The 21,022-nt window shown below is 64.3% G+C and carries 13 protein-coding genes and 1 pseudogene; 2 read left to right on the top strand and 12 right to left on the bottom strand.

All coding sequences use genetic code 11. The annotated features are described in order from the left end of the window. The 12 genes and pseudogenes from WA317_RS10680 to WA317_RS10625 all read right to left on the bottom strand — a co-directional run. A partial coding sequence (locus WA317_RS10680) for a PPE family protein (protein ID WP_425172999.1) occupies positions 1–1,054 on the bottom strand: 1,054 nt, incomplete at its 3' end. 56 nt (positions 1,055–1,110) lie between these two features. Further along, on the bottom strand, positions 1,111–2,550 hold the full coding sequence (locus WA317_RS10675; protein WP_425172998.1) for a PPE family protein, SVP subgroup: 1,440 nt from the start codon (positions 2,548–2,550) through the stop codon (positions 1,111–1,113). A gap of 441 nt (positions 2,551–2,991) precedes the next feature. Next, positions 2,992–4,764 (bottom strand): NAD-binding protein, encoded by a 1,773-nt coding sequence (locus WA317_RS10670; protein ID WP_425172997.1) that lies wholly within the window; start codon positions 4,762–4,764, stop codon positions 2,992–2,994. 643 nt (positions 4,765–5,407) lie between these two features. Then, the gene (locus tag WA317_RS10665; RefSeq protein ID WP_425172996.1) at positions 5,408–6,088 is read right to left on the bottom strand and encodes a response regulator; all 681 of its coding nucleotides are present in this window, start codon (positions 6,086–6,088) and stop codon (positions 5,408–5,410) included. A 15-nt stretch (positions 6,089–6,103) separates the two neighbouring features. Next, positions 6,104–8,716 carry an ATP-binding protein gene (locus tag WA317_RS10660; RefSeq protein WP_425173001.1) on the bottom strand — a complete coding sequence of 871 codons (2,613 nt, stop codon included), beginning with the start codon at positions 8,714–8,716 and terminating at the stop codon, positions 6,104–6,106. Positions 8,717–8,795: 79 nt separating this feature from the next. Beyond that, positions 8,796–9,743, bottom strand: a complete 948-nt coding sequence (locus tag WA317_RS10655; RefSeq protein ID WP_425173000.1) for a potassium-transporting ATPase subunit C — start codon at positions 9,741–9,743, stop codon at positions 8,796–8,798. 5 nt (positions 9,744–9,748) lie between these two features. Continuing rightward, entirely contained in the window at positions 9,749–11,929 is a 2,181-nt protein-coding gene (gene kdpB / locus WA317_RS10650; protein WP_425172995.1) for a potassium-transporting ATPase subunit KdpB, read from the bottom strand. A 1-nt stretch (position 11,930) separates the two neighbouring features. Further along, positions 11,931–13,601: a potassium-transporting ATPase subunit KdpA gene (kdpA, locus tag WA317_RS10645; protein WP_425172994.1), complete on the bottom strand. Its 1,671-nt coding sequence runs from the start codon at positions 13,599–13,601 to the stop codon at positions 11,931–11,933. Then, a complete protein-coding gene (kdpF, locus tag WA317_RS10640) occupies positions 13,602–13,691 on the bottom strand; it encodes a K(+)-transporting ATPase subunit F (RefSeq protein WP_425172993.1) in 90 nt (29 codons plus the stop codon). It abuts the gene before it with no gap. A gap of 370 nt (positions 13,692–14,061) precedes the next feature. Beyond that, positions 14,062–16,002: pseudogene (locus WA317_RS10635) on the bottom strand (APC family permease); the annotation flags it as partial. Between the two features lie 775 nt (positions 16,003–16,777). Next, positions 16,778–18,307 (bottom strand): sensor histidine kinase, encoded by a 1,530-nt coding sequence (locus WA317_RS10630; RefSeq protein WP_425172992.1) that lies wholly within the window; start codon positions 18,305–18,307, stop codon positions 16,778–16,780. Beyond that, entirely contained in the window at positions 18,304–19,077 is a 774-nt protein-coding gene (locus tag WA317_RS10625) for a response regulator transcription factor (protein ID WP_425172991.1), read from the bottom strand. Before WA317_RS10625 ends, WA317_RS10630 begins: the two co-directional genes overlap by 4 nt. A 300-nt stretch (positions 19,078–19,377) precedes the next feature. On the opposite strand from WA317_RS10625, the gene WA317_RS10620 reads away from it, so the two are divergent. Further along, positions 19,378–19,677: a PE family protein gene (locus WA317_RS10620; protein ID WP_425172990.1), complete on the top strand. Its 300-nt coding sequence runs from the start codon at positions 19,378–19,380 to the stop codon at positions 19,675–19,677. A gap of 14 nt (positions 19,678–19,691) precedes the next feature. Beyond that, on the top strand, positions 19,692–21,022 hold a 1,331-nt coding region (locus tag WA317_RS10615; protein ID WP_425172989.1), incomplete at its 3' end, for a PPE family protein.

Below are 21,022 nucleotides of genomic sequence, written 5' to 3'. Positions count from 1 at the left end.
GCTCCAGCGCGACGGGGCGCACCGCCTCCGGTGTCGCGACGGTCCACCCGGACGGCACGGACAAAGCGCCGACCGTGTTCGCCTCGCCCAGACCCGCCGCAACGGTCGGTGCCGTCGCCGCCAAGGGGCCCGGGTTGGTGATAATCGCCGGGAACTCCGTGGGGGGCACCGGTGCTGTCCCCGGAAAGGCCTCAACCCCTGCCCAGCCGCGGACGATATCGTCCGTGTGCAACCCCGTCCCAGTGTCGATAATGATGTTGGGAAAAAGATCCGGAACCGTCAAGAGGGCAAATGGTGCCTCTACAAAAATTCCGGTCAGGTCGGTTGGTGCGCTCAGGAAAATCGAAATCAGGTCGCTCAACGTGCCCAGCGGGTCCGCAGCCTGTGCCGGCGCCGCGGCTGCCGGGGCCGTGGTTGCCAGGCTCTGCAGCGCGTTAGGCACCGCGGAAAACGTTTGCTGAACCGACGAGACAGTGCTTTGTACGGTGCCGGCCGATGTGCCGGCTGCTTGACCGGCCGCCCCAGCTGGATTGGTGTTCTGGTGTGGTGAGGTAAACGGCGTCAGCGCTGTCGCGGATGCCGAGGAACCCGCGTAACCGTACATCGCTACGGCGTCTTGGGCCCACATCTCGGCGTACTGGGCCTCGGTAGCGGCGATCGCCGGCGTGTTCTGCCCGAAGAAGTTCGTCGCGATCAACGTCATCAACAGGCTGCGGTTGGCCGCGACCACTTCGGGTGGCACTGTCGATGCGAACGCGGCCGCGTAGGCGGCGACTGCGGCCCGTGCCTGGCTGGCGGTTTCCGCTGCCTGCGTGGCGGTGGTGCTGAGCCACTCGATATGGGAAGCCGCCGCGGCGGCCATCGAGGCCGACGACGGCCCCACCCACGTCCCGGTGGTCAGTCCCGAGATCACCGACTCATATTGGGTCGCCGCCGTGTACAACTCGTCAGCCAGGGCGTCCCATGCTTGCGCAGCAGCGAGTAACGGCCCGGAGCCAGGACCGGCATACATCCGACCGGAGTTGATCTCCGGCGGATAGAGCCCGTAATCCATTGCTGCGCATCCTCATTCCAGAAAAGCGGCGCTCGTGCCACGCGGCGGTGGGCGACTCAGCGCCCGAGCAGGCGGTTCTTCTGCTCGGTGTACTCCTCGTCGGTCAGGATTCCTTCGTCGCGGAGTTTGGCGAACTCGCGTAGCTCGGCCGCGACTCCGGTGACGACGGCCCGAGGCTTGTCCTGCGGGGTTTCACCTCCTTGCTCGGTCGCCCCGTGCACATTGTTGACTTTCGCGCCGGTGTCCGTCGGGGCACTAGCGCGGTGGAGTGCTTTGCCGCCGGTTTTGCCGACGCCACCGACGGTGCCGGCCATGGCGCGTCCGGCCATCCCGGCCAGCGCCATCTCGCTCAACGTCGGGCTCGACGCCAGTGTCGATCCCGTTTCGGCGGCGGCCGCCGCAGGTGAAGCGGCCCCGGGCGGCAAAGCGGGCAAGGTGTATGCGACGGGGCGTACCGCCGGCGTGGCGATGCTCCACGTCGGTGGCACCGACAAATTCCCGACTGTGTTCGCCTCGCCCAGACCGGCTGACAAGGGTGGTGCCGCCGCCGGCGTCGCCGGCACTATCGGACCCGTGATGATCGCCGGGAACTCCGTAGGGGGCCGGTCCCCTGACCCCGGCCAGGACTCTTTGCCTGCCCAGCCGCTGACGATGTCGTCCGTGCTCAAACCAGTTCCAGCACCGATAACGTCTAAGGGAAGGGAAACTGCCGCCAAGGGGGCCAGCGGTGTGGTGACGAAAAGTGACGACAGGGCCGACGGTGCGTCGAGGAATATAGAAATCAAATCGCTCAACGTGCCCAAGGGGTCGGCAGCCTGTGCCGGCGCGGCGGCAGCCGGCGCCGCCGTCGCCAGACTCTGCAGCGCATTGGGCACCGCAGACATGGATTGCTGAGCCGTCGACACGATGTTCTGGGCGTTGCCGGCGGGCGCGCCGGCGGCTTGCTGCACCGCGGCGGCTTGGCCGCTTTCATTGGTGGCCTGCTGCGGTGGCACGAACGGGCTCAGGTTCGTGGCAGCTGCCGATGAGCCCGCGTAGCTGTACATCACTGCGGCGTCCGTGGCCCACATCTCGGCGTACTGCGCCTCGAGGGTTGCGATCGCCGACGTGTACTGCCCGAAAATATTTTTCGGAATCAGCGCCATCAGCCGACTGCGGTTGGCCGCGATCGTCGTGGGCGGCACGACTGAGGCGTAGGCCTCCTGATATGCGTTGACCGCAGCCCGGGCCTGGCTCGCGGCTTCTTCAGCCTGCGCCGCGGTGTTGGTCAACCAGGTGACATTGGACGCGGCCGCGGCTGCCATCGATGCTGACGACGGCCCCTGCCATGGTCCCGAGGTCAGGCTCGAGATCACCGACTTGTAGGAGTTCGCCGCCGAATACAGTTCGGCGGCTAACGTGTCCCAGGCTTCGGCGGCGGCCACCATCGATTGCGACCCGGGACCGGCGTACAACCGACCGGAGTTGATCTCCGGTGACAACACGGCAAAATCCATCGCTGCACGCTCCCCTACTGCGCCGCAATCGAGTTGGCAACCTCGACGGCACAAGCCCCCACATCGGGTCGGACAGCCACCACCGTGTGGTGAGCCAAGGTGGCCTCAACACTGATCGCATCAGTGGCGGTATTTGCGGCGGCTGGTGGCGCTGTCAGGGCCGACGCCTCCCAGAGCTCATGCGAATCACCACGCCCGCCGTCATCGCGTCCGGCGGGTCGGACTCAACAAGGTCGAAGAACATTTCGTCTCTTTTACTAGCTGAAGCTGACAGTTACCTACGAAGAGTTTAGGGTCGCACGCTTCTTATGTGGCCGTTCGGTGAACCGACTACCGGTGATCGGTGGAATCGATACGAAGTCCTTACGAGGTTGTAACTGAACTTTGTGCTTAAGGTCACGTGGCGACCGCGAGGCGACTGGCGTGTCGTGGCCTCGCCGGTCAGCCCGTTTTAGCTTCGCGGCTGACGTTGATTGTGTGCTCTTGACCGGAATGATCGTCGTCGGTGGTCGGCTGCTGGGTAGAAAAGCCTTTACGCAGGGTTTCCAGCAGCTCCCGATACGGCCCGACCAGGTAGACGGTGTCGCCACCGCGCAACCGTGCGTCTCGGCGCGGGTGCAGCTTGACCAAAGCGTTCGGCCGGGTGATCGCGATGACGCGGGTCTGGGTCGAGAGCTCGAACATCCGAATCCCATCGAGCTCGCTGTTGGCGGCCACCCGCATGCCACCGACCACGAAGGAGTTCTGCCCCACCGAGAACGTTCCCAGCACCTGCAGACCCATCGCGGCGCCGATGAACCACGGTGCGGCCAGTTCCACGGTGGACCGCACGTGGTCAAACCCGAACCGCTGCGCCACCGCGTGTCCCAGCGCACGGTCATAAACCCGCAAGACCAGTGGCACGTCGGTTCGGGTCGTCTGGGGCGAGACTCGGGTACCCAGCATCTCGGCCAGCACGATTCCGGTTTCGATGTTGATCATGTCATCGCGGGTCAGCACCGCCACCGCGCGAGCGCGGTCGACGCGGGCCGACTCCAACGTCTGGGGCAGTGTCGCGTCGCCGAAAATGACCGGTACATCGAGTTCATGCGCCAAGGACACGAAGCGGTTGTTCTCGTCGCGTTCGATCACCGCAACGTCGTAACCCGCACCGGCCAGATCGTTGACCACCCGCATTCCCAGCGCGCTGAGGCCGACAACGATGATGTGGTTGCGCAGATGGCGTACTCGAGGGCGCCCAGCCGAAAGGACGAAGCGCCGCGACAACAGCACGTCAGCGATGAACGCGACCAGCAACGCGGTGCTGGTCACACCGCTGAACATCAGCATGGCGGCGAACAGCCGCAGCCAGGTGGGCTGATGAACAAAGCTGAAGTCGCCATAACCGGTCGTCGTAATGGTCTCGATGGTGAAGTACAGCGCGTCGACCCACGTCATTCTCGGCGGTGCTTCGTAGCTCAGCCGCAATGTCACCGCCGAGCCCACGATCAGGCTGAGCACACCGACCACGACCGGGTAGAAGGCCGGGTTGACGTCGGCGCGCAGCGTGCGCACAGCGTCGAGCGTCCGGCGCACCCGCGATGGACGGGTGCGGGCCCTGCTTGGCTTTGGTATCCGCACCCCGCGCGCGCCGACCTCGTCGGCAGTGCCGATCATCGCCGCCCAGTCACCGGCGTGCACTTCAAGGTCCCGGCCCGGACAAACCTCAACCTCACCCGGGCTGGGGGACTTGTCGCCGTGAACCACTGCCACCGGCGCCAGATCACCGTAAAGCTCACGCAGCGTCGCTTCCCGTGGTGCTTCGCCGCCGGTGACGGCGAATTTGATGCCGGCCGCCTCGAACGGGTGCGTGGTGTGCGCCAGGCACGCCTCAACCACTGCCGGCGCTGCAAGTTCGGCGACGTCGAGGATCGCGCCGGGCCCGTTGTCAGCGGCCACAGCTTCGCGCAGCACATCGTTCGCCACCCGCGCGACCACGCGCGTGTTCGAGTTGGCTTTTCTTGCCAGCAGTGCGATTTCGAGGTTGGTCGCATCGTCGTCACCGGCGCAGATGACGGCTGTCGCTCTGGCCACTCCGGCTGCAGCGAGCTCTCTGTTGACCAAAGCGTGATCAGTGTTTTCCAGGCGGACGACACTGACCCCGGCGCTCTTCAGCTCCTCGACGATCGTCGTCGCCAGGGCGTCTTCGCCGCTGACAATGATGTGGAGGGGCATGTCCTCGTACGCTACTCGGGGGGAGCCAATCGCGATTAAATCCTGCACGTCAGGCGGGTAGACGCGCACTTCGGGAGATTTCTCGTCGCGCCAGTACGTCCTTAGGGCCGATGCCCCGATACCGGAGGCCATGACGGCGTCTACCGGCTGGTTGCGCTTTCGGGGCGTGGCGGCCAGCAAATGACATGTGGCCGGCGACAGCGGTTTCCGGCAAAGTCGAGCAACCAAAAGCGTCGCCGGTGCGCTGACCTGTTCGCGGCTGAATGTGCTTCGACGGCGGGCTTCGCCGTAAACGCTCGGTGTCGTTATCCGGACCGGTACACCACGGTTTACTGTCTCCCCGCATAAACACCCACTTCAGCCGATACTTATAGTCACGGGTAACTATAAAGCGGTTGGCCTGCCCCCGCCGGATTTGTGCCGTCCAACCTGTGACGCCGCCCAGGTCGAGGCGACCGTGCCGGCGGAACCCGCAAAGTCGACGACCCTTGACGGCGAAGCCGGGATAACTGTGCCGTGCCGACCGAGGCCAAATCAAACCTGCACTGCTACAACAGTTGTCGCGTCGGATCAGCAGATGTCTTGGTGCGCACCGGCGGCGCGGAGTGTCTCCGTTGACAACTCGACGTATGACACGACACGATTACGTCTCGAAGCGATAACCCATGCCCGCCTCGGTCAGCAAATGGTTCGGGCGTGACGGGTCATCTTCGAGCTTGCGGCGCAACTGTGCGAGGAAGACACGCAGATAGTGCGTCTCTCTCGCATACTTGGGCCCCCACACCTCTCTGAGCAATTCCTCGCGCCCCACCAGCTTTCCGCGATTGCGCACCAGCATTTCCAGCATTCCCCACTCGGTGGGCGTCAGGTGCACCTCTCTGCCGTTTTTGATGACCTTCTTCGCCGACAGGTCGACGGTGAACGAACTGGTCTCCACGACGGGATTGTCTGCGACCGGGGTTGCTGCTGCCCGTCGCACCGCGGCGCGTAGCCGGGCCAGCAGTTCGTCCATACCGAACGGCTTGGTCATGTAGTCATCGGCGCCTGCGTCGAGCGCCTCGACTTTGTCGGCCGAATCGGTGCGGGCCGACAGCACGATCACCGGCGCCGTCATCCACCCGCGAAGTCCGGTCAGCACGTCGATACCGGACATGTCCGGCAGACCCAGATCCAGAATGACGGCCTGCGGATGATGCTCAGCGGCAGCTCCCAGAGCGCCGGCACCGGTCGCCGCGGTAAAGACTTCATAACCTCGCACTGAGAAATTGATGCGCAGTGCTCGCAGGAGTTGCCGGTCGTCGTCTACCACGAGCACCCGAGTCACGAGAGCTCGCCGGCGCTAGTCATGAACTCCGCTCCTCCTCATCGGTTTGCTACGAATCGCCACGGGCTGCGTGATCATCGCCGGTTCCGCGGGCGGTGCCGCCAGGTCGACCGAAACCGTCAACCCGCCGCCGGGGGTGTCGCAGGCCTGGATCGTCCCGCCCATAGCTTCGACGAACCCCTTGGCCACCGACAGTCCAAGACCGAGGCCAGTGGTGTTGTCGCTGTCGCCGAGCCGCTGGAACGGTTCGAAGATCTGCTCCATCACGTCACGGGAGATACCCGGCCCCTCGTCGACGACGTTGATCAGCACCCGATCACCGACCCGGCCGGCATTGACCCGCACCGCGCTCGCAGGCGCGTAACGCAGCGCGTTGTCGATGAGATTGGACAACACCCGCTCCAGCAGGCCGGTGTCTGCCATCGCGATCATGCCGTCGGCTTCAACCCGCACCCGGTCCAGGGTGCCGTGCCCGAGAGCTGTCGTGTGCTTGCCGATACCGACCAGCGCGGCTTGAACGACTTCCTCGACATACACCGTGGCCAGCTGTGGCCGAACGACACCAGCAGCCAGCCGCGACGAATCCAGCAGGTTACCCACCAGGGCGGTCAGCTGGTCGAGCGATTCTTCGACAGTCGCGAGCAGCTCGGCGGTGTCCTCGGGGGAGAATCCGACGTCCTCGGCGCGCAGGCTGGAGACGGCGGCTTTGGCCGCGGTCAACGGGGTGCGCAGGTCGTGACCGAGCGCCGAGAGCAGCAGGCGGCGCAGCTCATCGGCTTCTGCCAAGGAATGCACTTTGTCGGCTTCCTCGACCAGCTCGAGTTGCTTGACCAGGCCGGCGGCCTGGGTGGCCACCGCGGACAAAACTTTGCGGTCGCGGCCGGTTAACGCCCGGCCCGACATGAGCATCCAAAAGTCGTCATCGCCCACTTTGACCGCAGTGTCCGCGGAATCCGCCGTGGTGGACGGGTCCGGGCCCGCGCTCGCGACGAGCTCGCGGCCACCTTCGCCGGCGCGCACCAAGCTCACCGCCCGCTGTGAGTAAGCCTCCCGTACCTTCTCCAGCAGAGCGCCCAGGTCACCGCCACGCAATATCGATCCGGCGAACAGCGCCAGCAACTGAGCCTCGTGTGTCGCCCGCTGAGCCTCACGGGCACGGGTGGCCGCGGTGTCCACCAGCCCGCCGATACTCACCGCGACCGCCAGCAGGACCACTTCGGTGACGGCGTGACTGGGGTTGGTGACGGCGAAGGAGTGCCGGGGCTCGGTGAGGAACCAATTCAGTAATGCCCCGGACAACACCCCCGCTAACAGGGCAGGCAAAACGCCGCCGAACAGAGCGACGGCAATCACCCCAACGAAGAAGACAGCAGCCTTTCCGCCAACGTCCAGCACGGGGTCCAGCCAGACCGCCGTGAGACCGCAGAGCGCCAAGGGCACAGCGATGGCGGCCAGCCAAGAGGCGACTCGGCGGCCGCGCGGCGAGATCGACGACCACGAGATCTGGTCGTGGGCCTCCTCATGGGTCACCATGTGCACGTCGATTTTGCCCGACTGCTTGATGGTCTTCGCGCCGATTCCTTCGTGGAACATGCTGGCCCACCGCGACCGCCGGGAAGTGCCCAGCACCAGCTGGGTGGCGTTGCTCTCGCGAGCGAAGTCGAGCAGCGCGCTCGGCACGTCCTCGCCGACCACGGTGTGGACTGTCGCCCCCAGGCTGGTGGCGAGCTCCCGTAAGTTGCTCGATTGGAATGCCGGCGGGACGCCGGAGAGGCCGTCGCCGCGGACCACATGCACGACCATCAGTTGAGCGCTGGACTTCGACGCGATACGTGAGGCCCGTCTCACCAACGTTTCCGACTCCGGGCCACCGGTCACGGCGACTACGACGCGTTCACGGGCTTCCCAGACGTCGGTGATCTTCTTGTCGGCGCGGTATTTTGCCAGCGCCGCATCGACCTGGTCAGCCAGCCACAGCAGCGCGATCGTCCGCAGCGCAGTCAGATTGCCGGGGCGGAAGTAGTTCGAGAGCGCCGCATCGATCCGTTCGGGCGGGTAGACGTTGCCGTGCGCGAGCCTGCGCCGCAGCGCCTCGGCGGTGATGTCGACCAACTCGATCTGAGCCGCTTTCCGCACCATGTCATCGGGCACGGTTTCACGCTGCTCCACGCCGGTGATCTGCGCCACGACGTCGTTGAGGCTTTCCAGATGCTGAATGTTGACCGTCGAGATCACATCGATGCCGGCGTCGAGCAGCGCTTCGACATCCTGCCACCGCTTGGCGTTGGCGCTACCCGGGACGTTGCTGTGTGCATACTCGTCGACAAGCGCCACCTGCGGGCGCCGCTGCAATACCGCCTCAACGTCGAGTTCGGCGAATTCCTTGTCGCGATAGTTGATAATCCGCGGCGGAACGACCTCTATGCCCTCGTAGAATTCGGCGACTTTTTTGCGACCATGGGTCTCGACAATGGCCGCGACAACGTCGGTGCCGCGCTCCAGCCTGCGATGCGCCTCCCCCAGCATTGCGCACGTCTTGCCGACGCCCGGTGCCGCGCCCAGGTAGATGCGTAATTGACCGCGTCGGCGCGACTGCACATTTTGTGCGTGGGCATCCGGGTTTGTCACTGTCTGCCCAAGCGCACTATAGGTAGTCACATCCAACATCATCCATCGAACGGATCAAGACTGTACGAGGATAGCCAGATCAAGGCTGCACGGGAAATGCGCGATCCAGAGCCAGGTTGAGCTGCAGGACGTTTACGACCGGATCGCCCAGGAAGCCGAGCTGCCGGTCCTGCTGGTTGTGGTGCACTTCGTCCAGGATTTGGGCGGGGCTGATACCGCGGGCGCGGGCCACCCTGGGGGCCTGGATCTGGGCGTATTCGGGTGAGATGTCAGGGTCGAGGCCGCTTCCGCTGGCGGTGACGGCGTCCGCCGGTACGGCGGGGTGGTCCGGCGCGGCGCCTCGAATCGGCACCAGTTGGCCGATGGAGTAGTTTTCGCCGTATTCGGCGCATTGGACGCGGACACCTTCGTATAACGGCCGGAACACCTGAGCCGGTAGGCTGGCCGGTCGCCCGGCCGCCCTCAAGCATGGTTCGTTGACGCTGATGACACGGTCGGGATGGATTACGTTGCCGCTCGATTCGCGGGGTCCGATCACCGAGAGCACCGCGGCAACCCCACCGCCGGTGCAGAAGGGGCGGGACCCGTCGATTCCTTCGAGTTCGCCGATCGCAACGCTGCGCGAGCAGACTTGGGTCAGCAGGCTGGGTTTGTAGCCGGCGGTGGCGGGATCCTCACCCGGCGCGAGCTTGGCCGGATCAGCGGGCGTGTCGACGATGCTTTCCGGGCCCAGATTGCTTCCGCCGGTAGCGGTCGGGTCGTAGCCGGCACCACCGGCTGACGGCCTGCTCTGAAAATACCGGGGCAGCGGCTTGCCGTCTTTGTCGGTGAACAGTTGGCCGATCAGTTTGCTGCCCACCGGCTTTCCCGCCAGCTTGATGATGGAGCCTTCGGCCTTATCGTGTAATCCGGGAAGTTGTGCGACGCCCCAGACAACCAGGGGGTAGCCGAAGCCGGTGATCACGGTCAGCACCAGCAACGTGCGCAGCGCGGCCCAGTGCTGTCGGAAAGAATGAGCAACGTCCACTGTCATCACATCCCGGGAACGAATTGCACGACGAGGTCGATGAGTTTGATGCCGATGAACGGCGTGATCAGGCCACCCACCCCGTAGATGTAGAGGTTGCGGCTCAGCAGTTTTGACGCAATGTTCGGTGTGTACCGAACACCGCGAAGCGCCAACGGAATCAGCGCGACGATGATCAGCGCGTTGAAGATCACCGCCGACAGAATCGCCGACTCCGGACTATGCAACCGCATGACGTTGATCAGGTCCAGTCCGGGAAACAACGCCACGAACATCGCCGGGATGATCGCGAAGTACTTGGCGATGTCGTTGGCGATCGAGAAGGTGGTCAGTGCGCCCCGGGTGATCAATAACTGTTTGCCGATCTCGACGATCTCGATGAGCTTGGTGGGGTCGGAATCCAGGTCGACCATGTTCCCGGCCTCTTTGGCTGCGCTGGTCCCGGTGTTCATTGCCACCCCGACATCAGCCTGCGCCAACGCCGGTGCGTCGTTGGTGCCATCACCGGTCATCGCGACCAGCCGGCCGCCTTCCTGCTCCCGCTTGATCAGCATCAGCTTGTCTTCCGGTGTTGCCTCGGCGAGGAAGTCGTCGACGCCGGCCTCGTCGGCGATCGCCTTGGCAGTCAACGGATTGTCGCCGGTGATCATCACCGTGCGGATGCCCATCTTGCGCATTTCGTCGAAGCGGTCACGCATGCCGTGCTTGACCACATCCTTGAGATAGATCACGCCGAGCACGTCGGCTTCCCGGGTGCTCCCACCACCGGTGACTTGGCCGACCACCAGCGGAGTCCCACCGGCGGCTGAAATGCCGTCGACAATCTCGCCGAGTAGGTCCGGGATAGTGCCACCGTGATCCCGGATCCACTTGACGACGGCGCTGGCCGCACCTTTGCGCAGCTGTCGATCGTGAAGGTCGACACCGGACATCCTTGTGGTGGCGGTGAATTCGATCCATGAAGCGCGGCTGAGTTCGCCGGGTGAGCGCTCGCGTAGCCCGAAGGCCTGCTTGGCGTACACGACGATCGAGCGTCCCTCGGGTGTTTCGTCGGCCAAGCTGGACAGCTGAGCGGCATCAGCGAGCGCCTCGTCCGTGACTCCCTTGACCGCGATGAAGTCTGAAGCCTCTCGGTTGCCCAGTGTGATCGTGCCGGTCTTGTCCAGCAGCAGCGTGTTCACGTCGCCGGCCGCCTCGACCGCGCGCCCCGACATTGCCAGCACATTGCGCTGTACCAACCGATCCATGCCGGCGATCCCGATTGCCGACAGCAACGCGCCGATGGTGGTGGGAATCAGGCACACCAGCAGGGCAACCAGCACGACACCGCTGACCCCGTTGCCGGTGAGAGCGGAGGTGTCCGCGACGCCGGGGTTGTCGAGCTTGGAGTAGATGGCCAGTGGCTGCAGCGTCGCCACCGCGAACACGAAGATGATGGTCAGCGCCGCGAGCAGGATGTTCAGCGCAATCTCGTTCGGTGTCTTCTGCCGGTTGGCTCCCTCGACTAGAGCGATCATCCGGTCGATAAAACTCTTGCCGGGCTCCTGGGTAATCTCGACGACGATGTGGTCGGACAGCACAGTGGTGCCGCCGGTCACCGCGGAGCGATCGCCGCCGGATTCCCGGATCACCGGCGCTGATTCGCCGGTGATCGCCGATTCGTTCACCGAGGCAATGCCTTCGACGATCTCCCCGTCGCCGGGGATGATCTCTCCTGCTTCGACGACGACGATGTCACCTTTCTGCAGTTCCGGCGCTCGGACACCTTCCTCGGTGCCCGGGGTGCCGGGTGACCAGTCATGCAACCGGCGGGCGATCGTGTCGGCTTTGGACTTGCGGAGGGTGTCGGCCTGCGCTTTGCCGCGGCCTTCGGCGACAGCTTCGGCGACGTTGCCGAAAACGACTGTCAGCCAGAGCCAGAACACGATCAGCCAGCCGAACCAGGTGGAGTCGCGCACGGTCAGCACGGTCGACCACACAGCCCCGATCTCGACGATGAACATCACCGGGTTGCGCCAAAGGGTCCGTGGGTCGAGCTTGCGCAACGCGTCCGGCAGCGATTTGGCGAGCAGCATGGGGTCGAGCAGTCCGCCCTGAACACGTCCCTTCCCAGCCGGATGCTCCGTGGGGGTTGCTGGGTGTACGGCGTGCAGCCTGTTATCTGGTTCGGTTGTGCGAAGCGACATTTCAGTGAATTCCTTCGGCGAGGGGCCCTAGTGCCAGCGCGGGGAGGAAGGTCAGGGCGACCAGGATGACCGTCACGCCGGCAACTAGGCCGACGAACTGAGGCCGGTGGGTGGGCAGGGTGCCGGCGGACTCCGGCGTCACGCGCTGACGGGCCAGCGAGCCGGCCAGCGCGAGCGCCAGGATCATCGGCAGGAATCTGCCGATGACCATCGCCAAGCCGAGGGCGGTGTTGTACCACGCGGTGTTCACTGAAAGGCCCGCGAAAGCCGAGCCATTGTTGTTGCCCGCAGATGTGAATGCGTAAAGCACCTCCGACAGGCCGTGCGGCCCGGTGTTGGCCATGCCGGCGCGTTGGCCCGGCAACGCCATCGCGATGGCGGTGCCGAGCAGCACGAGGAGCGGGGTGACCAGGAAATAGCTTGCCGCGAACTTCATTTCGCGTGGAGTGATCTTCTTGCCGAGATATTCCGGTGTGCGGCCGACCATCAGCCCGGCGATGAACACCGTGATGACCGCGAGTATGAGCATGCCGTACAGGCCCGAGCCGACCCCGCCCGGCGCCACCTCGCCGAGCTGCATGTTGAATAGCTCGATCAACCCGCCCAGACTGGTGTACGAGTCGTGTACCGAATCAACAGCGCCGGTGGAGGTGAGGGTGGTCGCGTCCGCCCAAACCGCGGAGTTGGCGATCCCGAAACGCTGCTCGACTCCTTCCATCGCGGCGCCGGTCGCGGTGGGCACGGTGCCGTGATGGCCGAGCTGACACAACATCATGAGGCTGACGCTGGTCATGGCGAGGACACCCATCACCGCGGCAATCGCGTAGCCCTGCCTTCTGCTGTCGACCATGCGACCGAAAGTGCGGGGCAGCGAAAAGCTGATGGCAAGCAGCATGAAAATCTCGACCCAGTTGGTCCAGACGGTCGGATTCTCGAACGGGTGGGCAGAATTGGCGTTGTAGAAGCCGCCCCCGTTGGTGCCAATTTCTTTGATGGCTTCCTGGCTGGCAACCGGGCCTCCGGTGATGGTCTGCTGAGCGCCGCCCAGCGTGGTGACCACCTGGTCATGGAGGTGAAAATTCTGGATCGCTCCGCCGGCAAGCAGCACAACGGCGCCGACGAACGACAGCGGCAGCAGGATGCGCAGCGTGCCACGCACCAGATCGACCCAGAAATTACCCAGCTCATTGGTTCTGTGGCGGGCGAAACCGCGAACCAGGGCGACCGCCACAGCCATACCTACCGCGGCGGACACGAAGTTCTGGACTGCCAGGCCGGCCATCTGCACCAGGTGGCCCTGCGTCGACTCGCCTGCATATGCCTGCCAGTTGGTGTTTGTCACAAAGCTCACCGCAGTGTTCCACGCCAGCGAAGCCGTCATGGGTGTCGCGGGATTGTGCAGGTGCAGCGGCAGCTTGTCCTGCAGCAGCTGGAAGAAGAACAAGAACAGAACGCTGACCGCCGATAAGGCCAGGACGCTGCGGGCGTAGGCACCCCAGGGTTGTTCGGCTTTGGGGTCCGCTCCGATGATCCGATAGATGACCTTCTCGACTCGCCAATCGCGCGGCGAGGTGTAGACGCGGTGCATGTAATCGCCCAGCGGTACATGCACGGCCACCAGCGCCACCGCGAGCAGACCCAGGAACGCAATACCCACGGATGCAGTGCCCACCTAGAACCTTTCCGGGAAAAACAGCGCCGCAACGAGGTAAACGGCGAACGCTGCGGCAAGCGCCAGGCCGATGAGATTCTCGTAGCTCATAGTCGCTCGAGCACCCTTTGCGCCAGGCCCAACAGGGCGAAGACCGCCACCGTCACCGAGACGTAGGCAAGCACCGACATAGCTTCTCCGTTTCGCGAGGTCGATCGGATCGACCGCCATGGATCTGCGGGCGCTGTGAACAGCGTCCTCGACATCGACGAGGACCGAATTGAGGTTAAGCGTCCTGCGTGCGGGCGCTTATATCGTTGACGCTTTTTTTACGGACTCCGCGGCAATGGTTACGGCCTTAATGCGGCTGACCGAAGCTCACATCCGCCGACCGATCATCCGCAGACGTACCGGCAATAGATTGACCATCGTTCGGGATATTCTGCGGGTTCAATGGCGGCATCGAGCGCTTTGCCTTAGTCGCCTCCGCAATCCGAGATCTCATGTCGTACGGCACGATTTGCGGAGTCGCACCAGGGATCCGGCTGATGACCCGGGCCGTCTTGTCCGCGGTGCGGTCATGCAGCAGCCGGCCCACCAGGGGCGAATATGTTCGGCGTGGCAGCAGAACGGTCACCTGGGTGTCCGGGTGATCGCGCAGCGTCTGCAACATCAGCTTCTGTGCGGCCTTACTGAGCTGACGATCCGGGCAGGGGATCACCCGCAGCGGCGTGTCGTGATCGAAGTGCTCCCAACGCTGCTGCAACCGGGCCGAGTGAGCTGCGTCCAGCACGAAATGCACCGCTGTCAGGTCGTCGGCATGCAGACCCTTCGCGTAGCGCAGTGCCTCGATCTCAGCGAGGTCGATCGAATCCACGAAGACGAACACCCGATGTCGCACATGCCTGGCGGACTCGGGCGGGTTGATGCGGGACATTTCGAGAACGGAGGCCTCGGTGCGGTACTCCTTATTGAGCCGCATCAACGCGAATACGAGCACGGGGAAGACAACCACTATCAGCCAGGCGCCTTCGGTGAATTTTGCGACCGCGAAGATACCCACCACGATCGTCGAGAGGATGCCCGCGGACAGGTTGACTATCAGCTTGGACCGCCAGCCCGGCTCACGATGCTTCAGATGGTATTTGGTCATGCCGTAGCCGGCCATCGAGAACGCGCTGAACACGCCCATCGCGAAAAACGGCACTAACGCGGTGACCTTGCCGCGGGTCACCAGCAGCAGTGCTACCGCGACCGCGGTCAGCGCGATGATGGCGTTGGAGTACACCAGGCGGTGACCGCGCTTCAGCAGCGGCCGCGGCAGGAAACGGTCGCCGGCAACGAAGCTCGTCAGTGCTGGGAAGCCGTTGAAGCTGGTATTCGTACCGAGGAACAGGATCGCGGCGGTCGACGCCTGTAGCAGGAAGTACAGGACGTTCCCGATCAACCCGTTGCCGAAAACCGCCCGGCCAATCCCCGAGAGCATCGACGGATACTCAACGACATACGGGGTCGCGTGGGTGACGTATTCGAGGTAGGCGACCCCAGCCAGCATGAACCCGAGGATGCAGGCTATTGCGATGAGAACGCGCCGCGCGTTGGGCCCGCGCGGTTCATGGAAGTTTTTGATTGTGTCGGAGACGGCCTCCACTCCGGTCAGCGACGTACCGCCGTTGGCGAACGCCCGCAGGAAAACGAGAATCGACGCGCCCATCAGAAGCCCGTTCCCCTGATGGACCGGCACCGCTCCCACAATGTGCTCGGCATCGTATTTCGGCAGACCCCAGACAAGTTGGCGAACGACGCCGGTCACAATCAACACTCCGATCATCACCACGAAGGCGTAGACCGGCACAGCGAAGGGAAGTCCGGCTTCCCGCAATCCGCGCAGGTTGCCGTAACACATCAGCAGGACCACACCTATGGTGATTGCCAGGCTGTAGGGGCCAAGTGCGGGTATTGCCGAGGCTACTGCCACCGTGCCGGACGCCGCCTGCACCGCGACGGTGACCACATAGTCAATCAAGAGCGCAGCGGCGGCGATTTGCGCCACTCGGGGCCCGAAGTTCTCCCGCGCGACGACGTAGGAGCCGCCTACTCGGGTGTAGACCATGACGACCTGGGCATATGACGCGGCGACCAGCACCAGGATGAACAAGATGACACCAATGATCGGGAGCAACAACACGAATGCGGCCAGCCCGGCATGTGGAAGCAGTTCGACCATGATTTGTTCGGGGCCGTACACGGTGGACGAGATCGCATCTGGTGAAACAGCTCCGAGCGCAACGGGATTCGACAACTTCTCATGTTCCAGCCGCTCGCTGGTGAGCGGCATTCCGAGGAACAACCGCTTGCATACGTCGGAAAACGACGGCTTCACGGTCAACCGGTCTGCAGGTGTTGTCAGATCAGTTGTCACACCACTCCCTTACCGAGCACCGCAGTGAGCGAACTTGTCCACGTTGGCTCAGAGCGCTCGACGACGTGATATCGGGCAACCCTTCGTCAGCCGCGGTGTGGAGCCTACTTCGATCTTCGTGGCCTGCCGGACCGTTCGGACAAGAGAAGTCTTTCGTTGCGACCGCTTTCAGCCGAGGTTGCCGAACACCGTGGTGAGCTCCAGGAGTCGACCATCCAGACATAGCTGCTCCGATCGCGACAGGTCGACCGGATCGACCGCCAGATACTTCACGGACCTGCAAACGTCGTCCTCGACAATGGGGACTGCAATGAAACTAGGCTCGGTCGAACGCCCGCCGCGTCGTAGTTAACGATTTCTTTACGGACCGGGCGGCGACGGTCACGGTCTTGCCCATCATCCGGGACGCCCGGAGCGGCACTGGTCGGCTCCAACTCCTCGCGAATTAGCGGCGCAATCGCACTTCCTCAGGTCAGCCGACGACTTTATATGCGGGTTGGCCATCGACATGGCTCGCGCCCGTTGATCTCAGACGACACCGCGTCATTCAGGCTTCGGAACCTACTTCGGTCGTTGTGGCATGGCAATCGTTGAGAACTAACACGATTCGATGTAAACGTTGTCTTCGACGATGGGGACTGAAACGAAACTAGGCATCGTCGAACGACCGGCGCGTCGTCGTTAACGGTTGTTACGCTTGCCGCTATCTTTGCGTCCGCGGCCGCATAGAAGTGCCGACGCCTGCTCGTCGGGGAGACCTGTCGAACAGTCGTCTTCAGGCTGACGGCGTCCCGGCGGCAGCCGCGGCCGGCGGTTCGACGGTGGGGATGCAGACTCGGAAGACAGTTCGACCGTCGGCGGATTCACCGGTCACATAGCCCTGGTGCGCCCGGACAATCGAGGCGACGATCGCGAGCCCCAATCCGGTGCCCGTCTCACCGGACCGGGACTTGTCTGCCCGCACGAATCGCTCGAACAAATGCGGAAGCAGCGCGGGGTCGATTCCGGGCCCGTCGTCTGCCACCGTCAACTCGGCGTATGGCCGGTCGGGCGCGAAGCAATGCTCGACGATTCCTGTTGTCACTGTGACGCCGTGCGGCGTGTGCACCCGGGCGTTGTTCAACAGATTGCTCACCAGCTGATGCAGCCGGTCGCGGTCACCGTGCACCCATACCGGATCTTCCGGCAGGTCCTTGACCCAACGGTGGGTAGGGGCTGCCACCGCGGCGTCGTTCACCGCGTTGAGAACCAGGTCGCTCAGGTCGAGATCTTCAGTGTCGAGATCCTCACCTTCACCGAGCCGGGAAAGCAGCAACAGCTCGTCGACAAGCGATGTCATCCGACGAGCCTCGGCTTCGATTCGGGCCAAAGCGTATTCAGTTGTCGGCGGCAACGCGGCGCTGTCCTGGCGGGTCAGTTCGGCATAACCTCGAATGGCCGCCAGTGGGGTACGCAGCTCATGGCTGGCGTCTGTGATGAATTGGCGCATCCGGCGATCCGATTCGGCGCGGTGTGCCAGTGCGCTGTCGACGTTGTCCAGCAACCGGTTCAGCGTATGCCCGAGGATTCCCACTTCGTTTTCCGGATCGGTGTCAACAGGTGGCACTCTCGCGGTGATCCGCTGGTCGCCACCGATGAGCGGCATCCTGGCGACGGTCGCCGCCGTCGCGGCAACGCGGCGCAGCGGGCGCAGCGCGTAGCGCATCACCGAAACCGTGAGACCGGTGGTGACCACTAATGCGACGACTAAAAGGACTGCGGCCGTGATGGTTCGGCTTCTGACAGTTCTATTGGCGAGGTTCGACGACACCCCCACGATGAGCCGGTCGCCGTCGGCGGCACGGCTGTCCACCCGATAGGAACCGAGGCTGCCCAGCTCCTCGCTGCGCCGTAGCCCGTCGGTCCAGGGTTGCGCCTCGATCGCGGCTATCACGTCGGCGGGGGCCGGTCGGGGCTCGTCTTCGGAGAAGACCGCCGAGCCGATCACCTTCCCGCCGCGCACAACCGCGATCAGGTTTCCCGGCGTCTGCCCTTTGAAGCCCAACAGCGCCTGATCGACCGTCGGCGACCCGGGGAGCGGCGAAGAGCCTTCCACACTGCGGTACCGGGCGTAGGAATGGCTCAGCGCGTCCAGCGATTCGGCCACCTCGTTGTCGTTCATCGCCGTGACGTAGGTGTCCAGGCTGACCACGGACGCGACACCGAGAGCAATCAGAACGACGCTGACGACGGCCAGCACCCCCAACAGCAATCGACCCCGCAGGGAACGGGGACGCCACCGGGGAGTGCGCCGCGCAGCGGTCATTCCGAGGGGCGCAGCACGTAGCCGACACCGCGCACGGTGTGGATCAGCGGTTCGTTGTCGGCGTCGATCTTCTTACGTAGGTATGAGATGTACAGATCGACAATGCTGGTGCGCCCGGCGAAGTCGTAGTTCCAGACGCGATCCAGAATTTCGGTGCGGTTGAGCGCGCGCCGCGGATTGCGCATCAGATACCGCAGCAGTTCGAATTCGGTTGCGCTGAGCGGCACCGGCTTACCTCCGCGAGTGACTTCGCGGCTGGCGGCATTGAGTGTCAAGTCGCCCACTTTCAATACCTCGTCGGCCGGCGCGGTCAGCTGGCTGGAGCGGCGAAGCAAGCCGCGCAACCTGGCGACCAGCTCCTCGAGACTGAACGGCTTGGTCATGTAATCGTCGGCACCGGCGGTGAGCCCGGTGACCCGGTCCATCACCGAGTCACGCGCGGTCAGGAAGAGGATGGGCGTGTAGACGTCGGATTCGCGTACCCGGTGTAGTACCTGGAGTCCGTCTACATCGGGCAGCATGATGTCGAGGACGAGCACGTCGGGCCCGACTTCGTCGAACTTACTGACCGCTTCGCGTCCGTTGTGGGCGACTTCAACGGTCCATCCCTCGTAGTGCAGCGCCATCTTGACCAGGTTGGTCAACGCCGGTTCATCGTCGACGAGCAACACCCTGATCGGCGATCCGTCCGGCCGACGGATCCGCGGTAGCTGCCCGAGTACGGCCGGGCGGGGACGCTGGTCGCGTGTGAACCCGGGAGTCGCCGTCATGCTCCCTCATTGTGCTGGGCCCACACGTAGTTGTCACGAAATTCATAGAAATCTCAAATGTGCCGGTGTCCGGATCCTGCCCCGGTGGCGTTCAAATATGCGTTTTCTATGCATTGGATCAACACGCTTGATATGGCCTGTTGTCCGAAAAATACTTTGTTACAAAGCTGTTGGTCGAGAAAGGTCATCCGCTACTCGGAGCTTACATGTAAACACCCGCCTGCGAACGAATTTGATACAGCTCCGCTCACCGAGTTAAACCAGCCTCTTGTATGAATCAGCTTATGTTTGGAGAACACAATGACTTTCGTGACAACGCAACCAGAGATCATGATCGCTGCCGCCGGCGACTTACAGACGGTCGGCACCGCCGTCGCCGCAGGGAATGCGGCCGCGGCAACATCGACGACCGGCGTGGTTCCCGCCGCTTCCGACCAGGTATCAGCCCTGACCGCGGCCCGGTTCGCGGCCCACGCCGTCAGTTACCAGTCGGTCAGCGCCCAGGCCGCGGCGATTCACGAGGCCTTCGTCAGCACGCTCGGCGCAAGCGCCGGTTTGTATGCGGTCACCGAGGCCGCGAACGCGGCTGCGGCCGGCTGATCAGGGAAACCTGAATGGATTTCGGAGCAATACCGCCGGAGATCAACTCAGCACTCATGTATTCCGGTGCCGGCGCCGGTCCCATGCTGGCCGCCGCGACGGGGTGGGATCAGCTGGCCGCTGAACTGCACTTGCACGCGGTGTCTTATCAGTCGGTGATCACCGGGCTCACCAGTGGCTCGTGGCAGGGGCCCGCATCAGCGTCGATGGCGGCCGCTGCCGCGCCATACGTGACCTGGATGACCGCTACCGCCGCGCAATGCGAACAGGTGGCCAACCAGGCCAGAGCCGCCGTGAGCGCCTACGAGAGCGCGTTCGCGATGACCGTCCCGCCGCCGGTGATCGCCGCCAACCGTGCGCAGTTGACGGCGTTGGTCGCGACGAACGTGCTGGGGCAGAACACGCCGGCGATCATGGCGACAGAGGCACATTACGGCGGGATGTGGGCACAGGATGCCGCCGCAATGTACGGCTACGTGGGCAGTTCCGCGGCTGCGGCGACGCTGACGCCGTTCACGCCGCCGCAATCGCATACCAATTCCGTCGGCTTGGCCGGGCAAGCCGCTGCGCTCGGCCACCACGCCGGCGCCGCCGCAGCCACCCACGCGCACAGCACAGCGTCGTCGCTGTCGACGGCGTCCCAGTCGATTCAGGGCCTGGCGTCTCCGACGTCGTCTACGTCCGGGCTGTCGCCGGTGGCGATGGGAACCGGGACGTCGGTGGCCTCATCGGCCGCCTCGGCTCCGACGGGTGCGCTCACCTCGTTGACTCGAGCGTCGGGCAAGGGCGCCGCAACCGGGGCCGGTAGTGGCTCGACAGCTGCCTCGATGCTCGGCGGATTGTCCGGTTTGCTCCGCACGGGAACGAGTACCTCGGGCGGCGGCCTGGGTGCTGACGCAGCCGGTCTCGGGGCCGACGGTGCCGGCCTGGCCACCGACGTCGGCGGTCTTGGTACCGACTTCGCGGGTGTTGGCCTGGATTTCCTCGGCGCGGACGAGCTGACCGAGTCAGGCGGTTTAGGAGCGTTGGGGAACCTGGGCGGCGCGGGATCGTTCGGCGGTGCGGGGGGGTTTCCGCCTCTGGGTGGTGTCGATGGCGCCGGAGCCGCGGCCGGGCTCGGTCAAGCGGGTTCGATCGGCGCGCTGTCCGTCCCGCAAAGCTGGGCCGACGTGACGACGGCAGGCGCCTGGACCGGTATGGCGGGAACCGGGCCGATCGGTCCTGCTGGCGCGTTCCCGTTGCCGGGTAATCATTTCGGGACTGCGCCCACGATGTCCACGGTGGGATCCGGTATGCCGAGAGTGTCGATGCCGAGTCTGGACGGCCGCGCGGCCGACGCTGCTGT

The organism is Mycobacterium sp., assembly GCF_049802695.1.
Classification (GTDB): Bacteria; Actinomycetota; Actinomycetes; order Mycobacteriales; family Mycobacteriaceae; genus Mycobacterium.
This window is presented reverse-complemented; position numbering and strand designations above follow the sequence as displayed.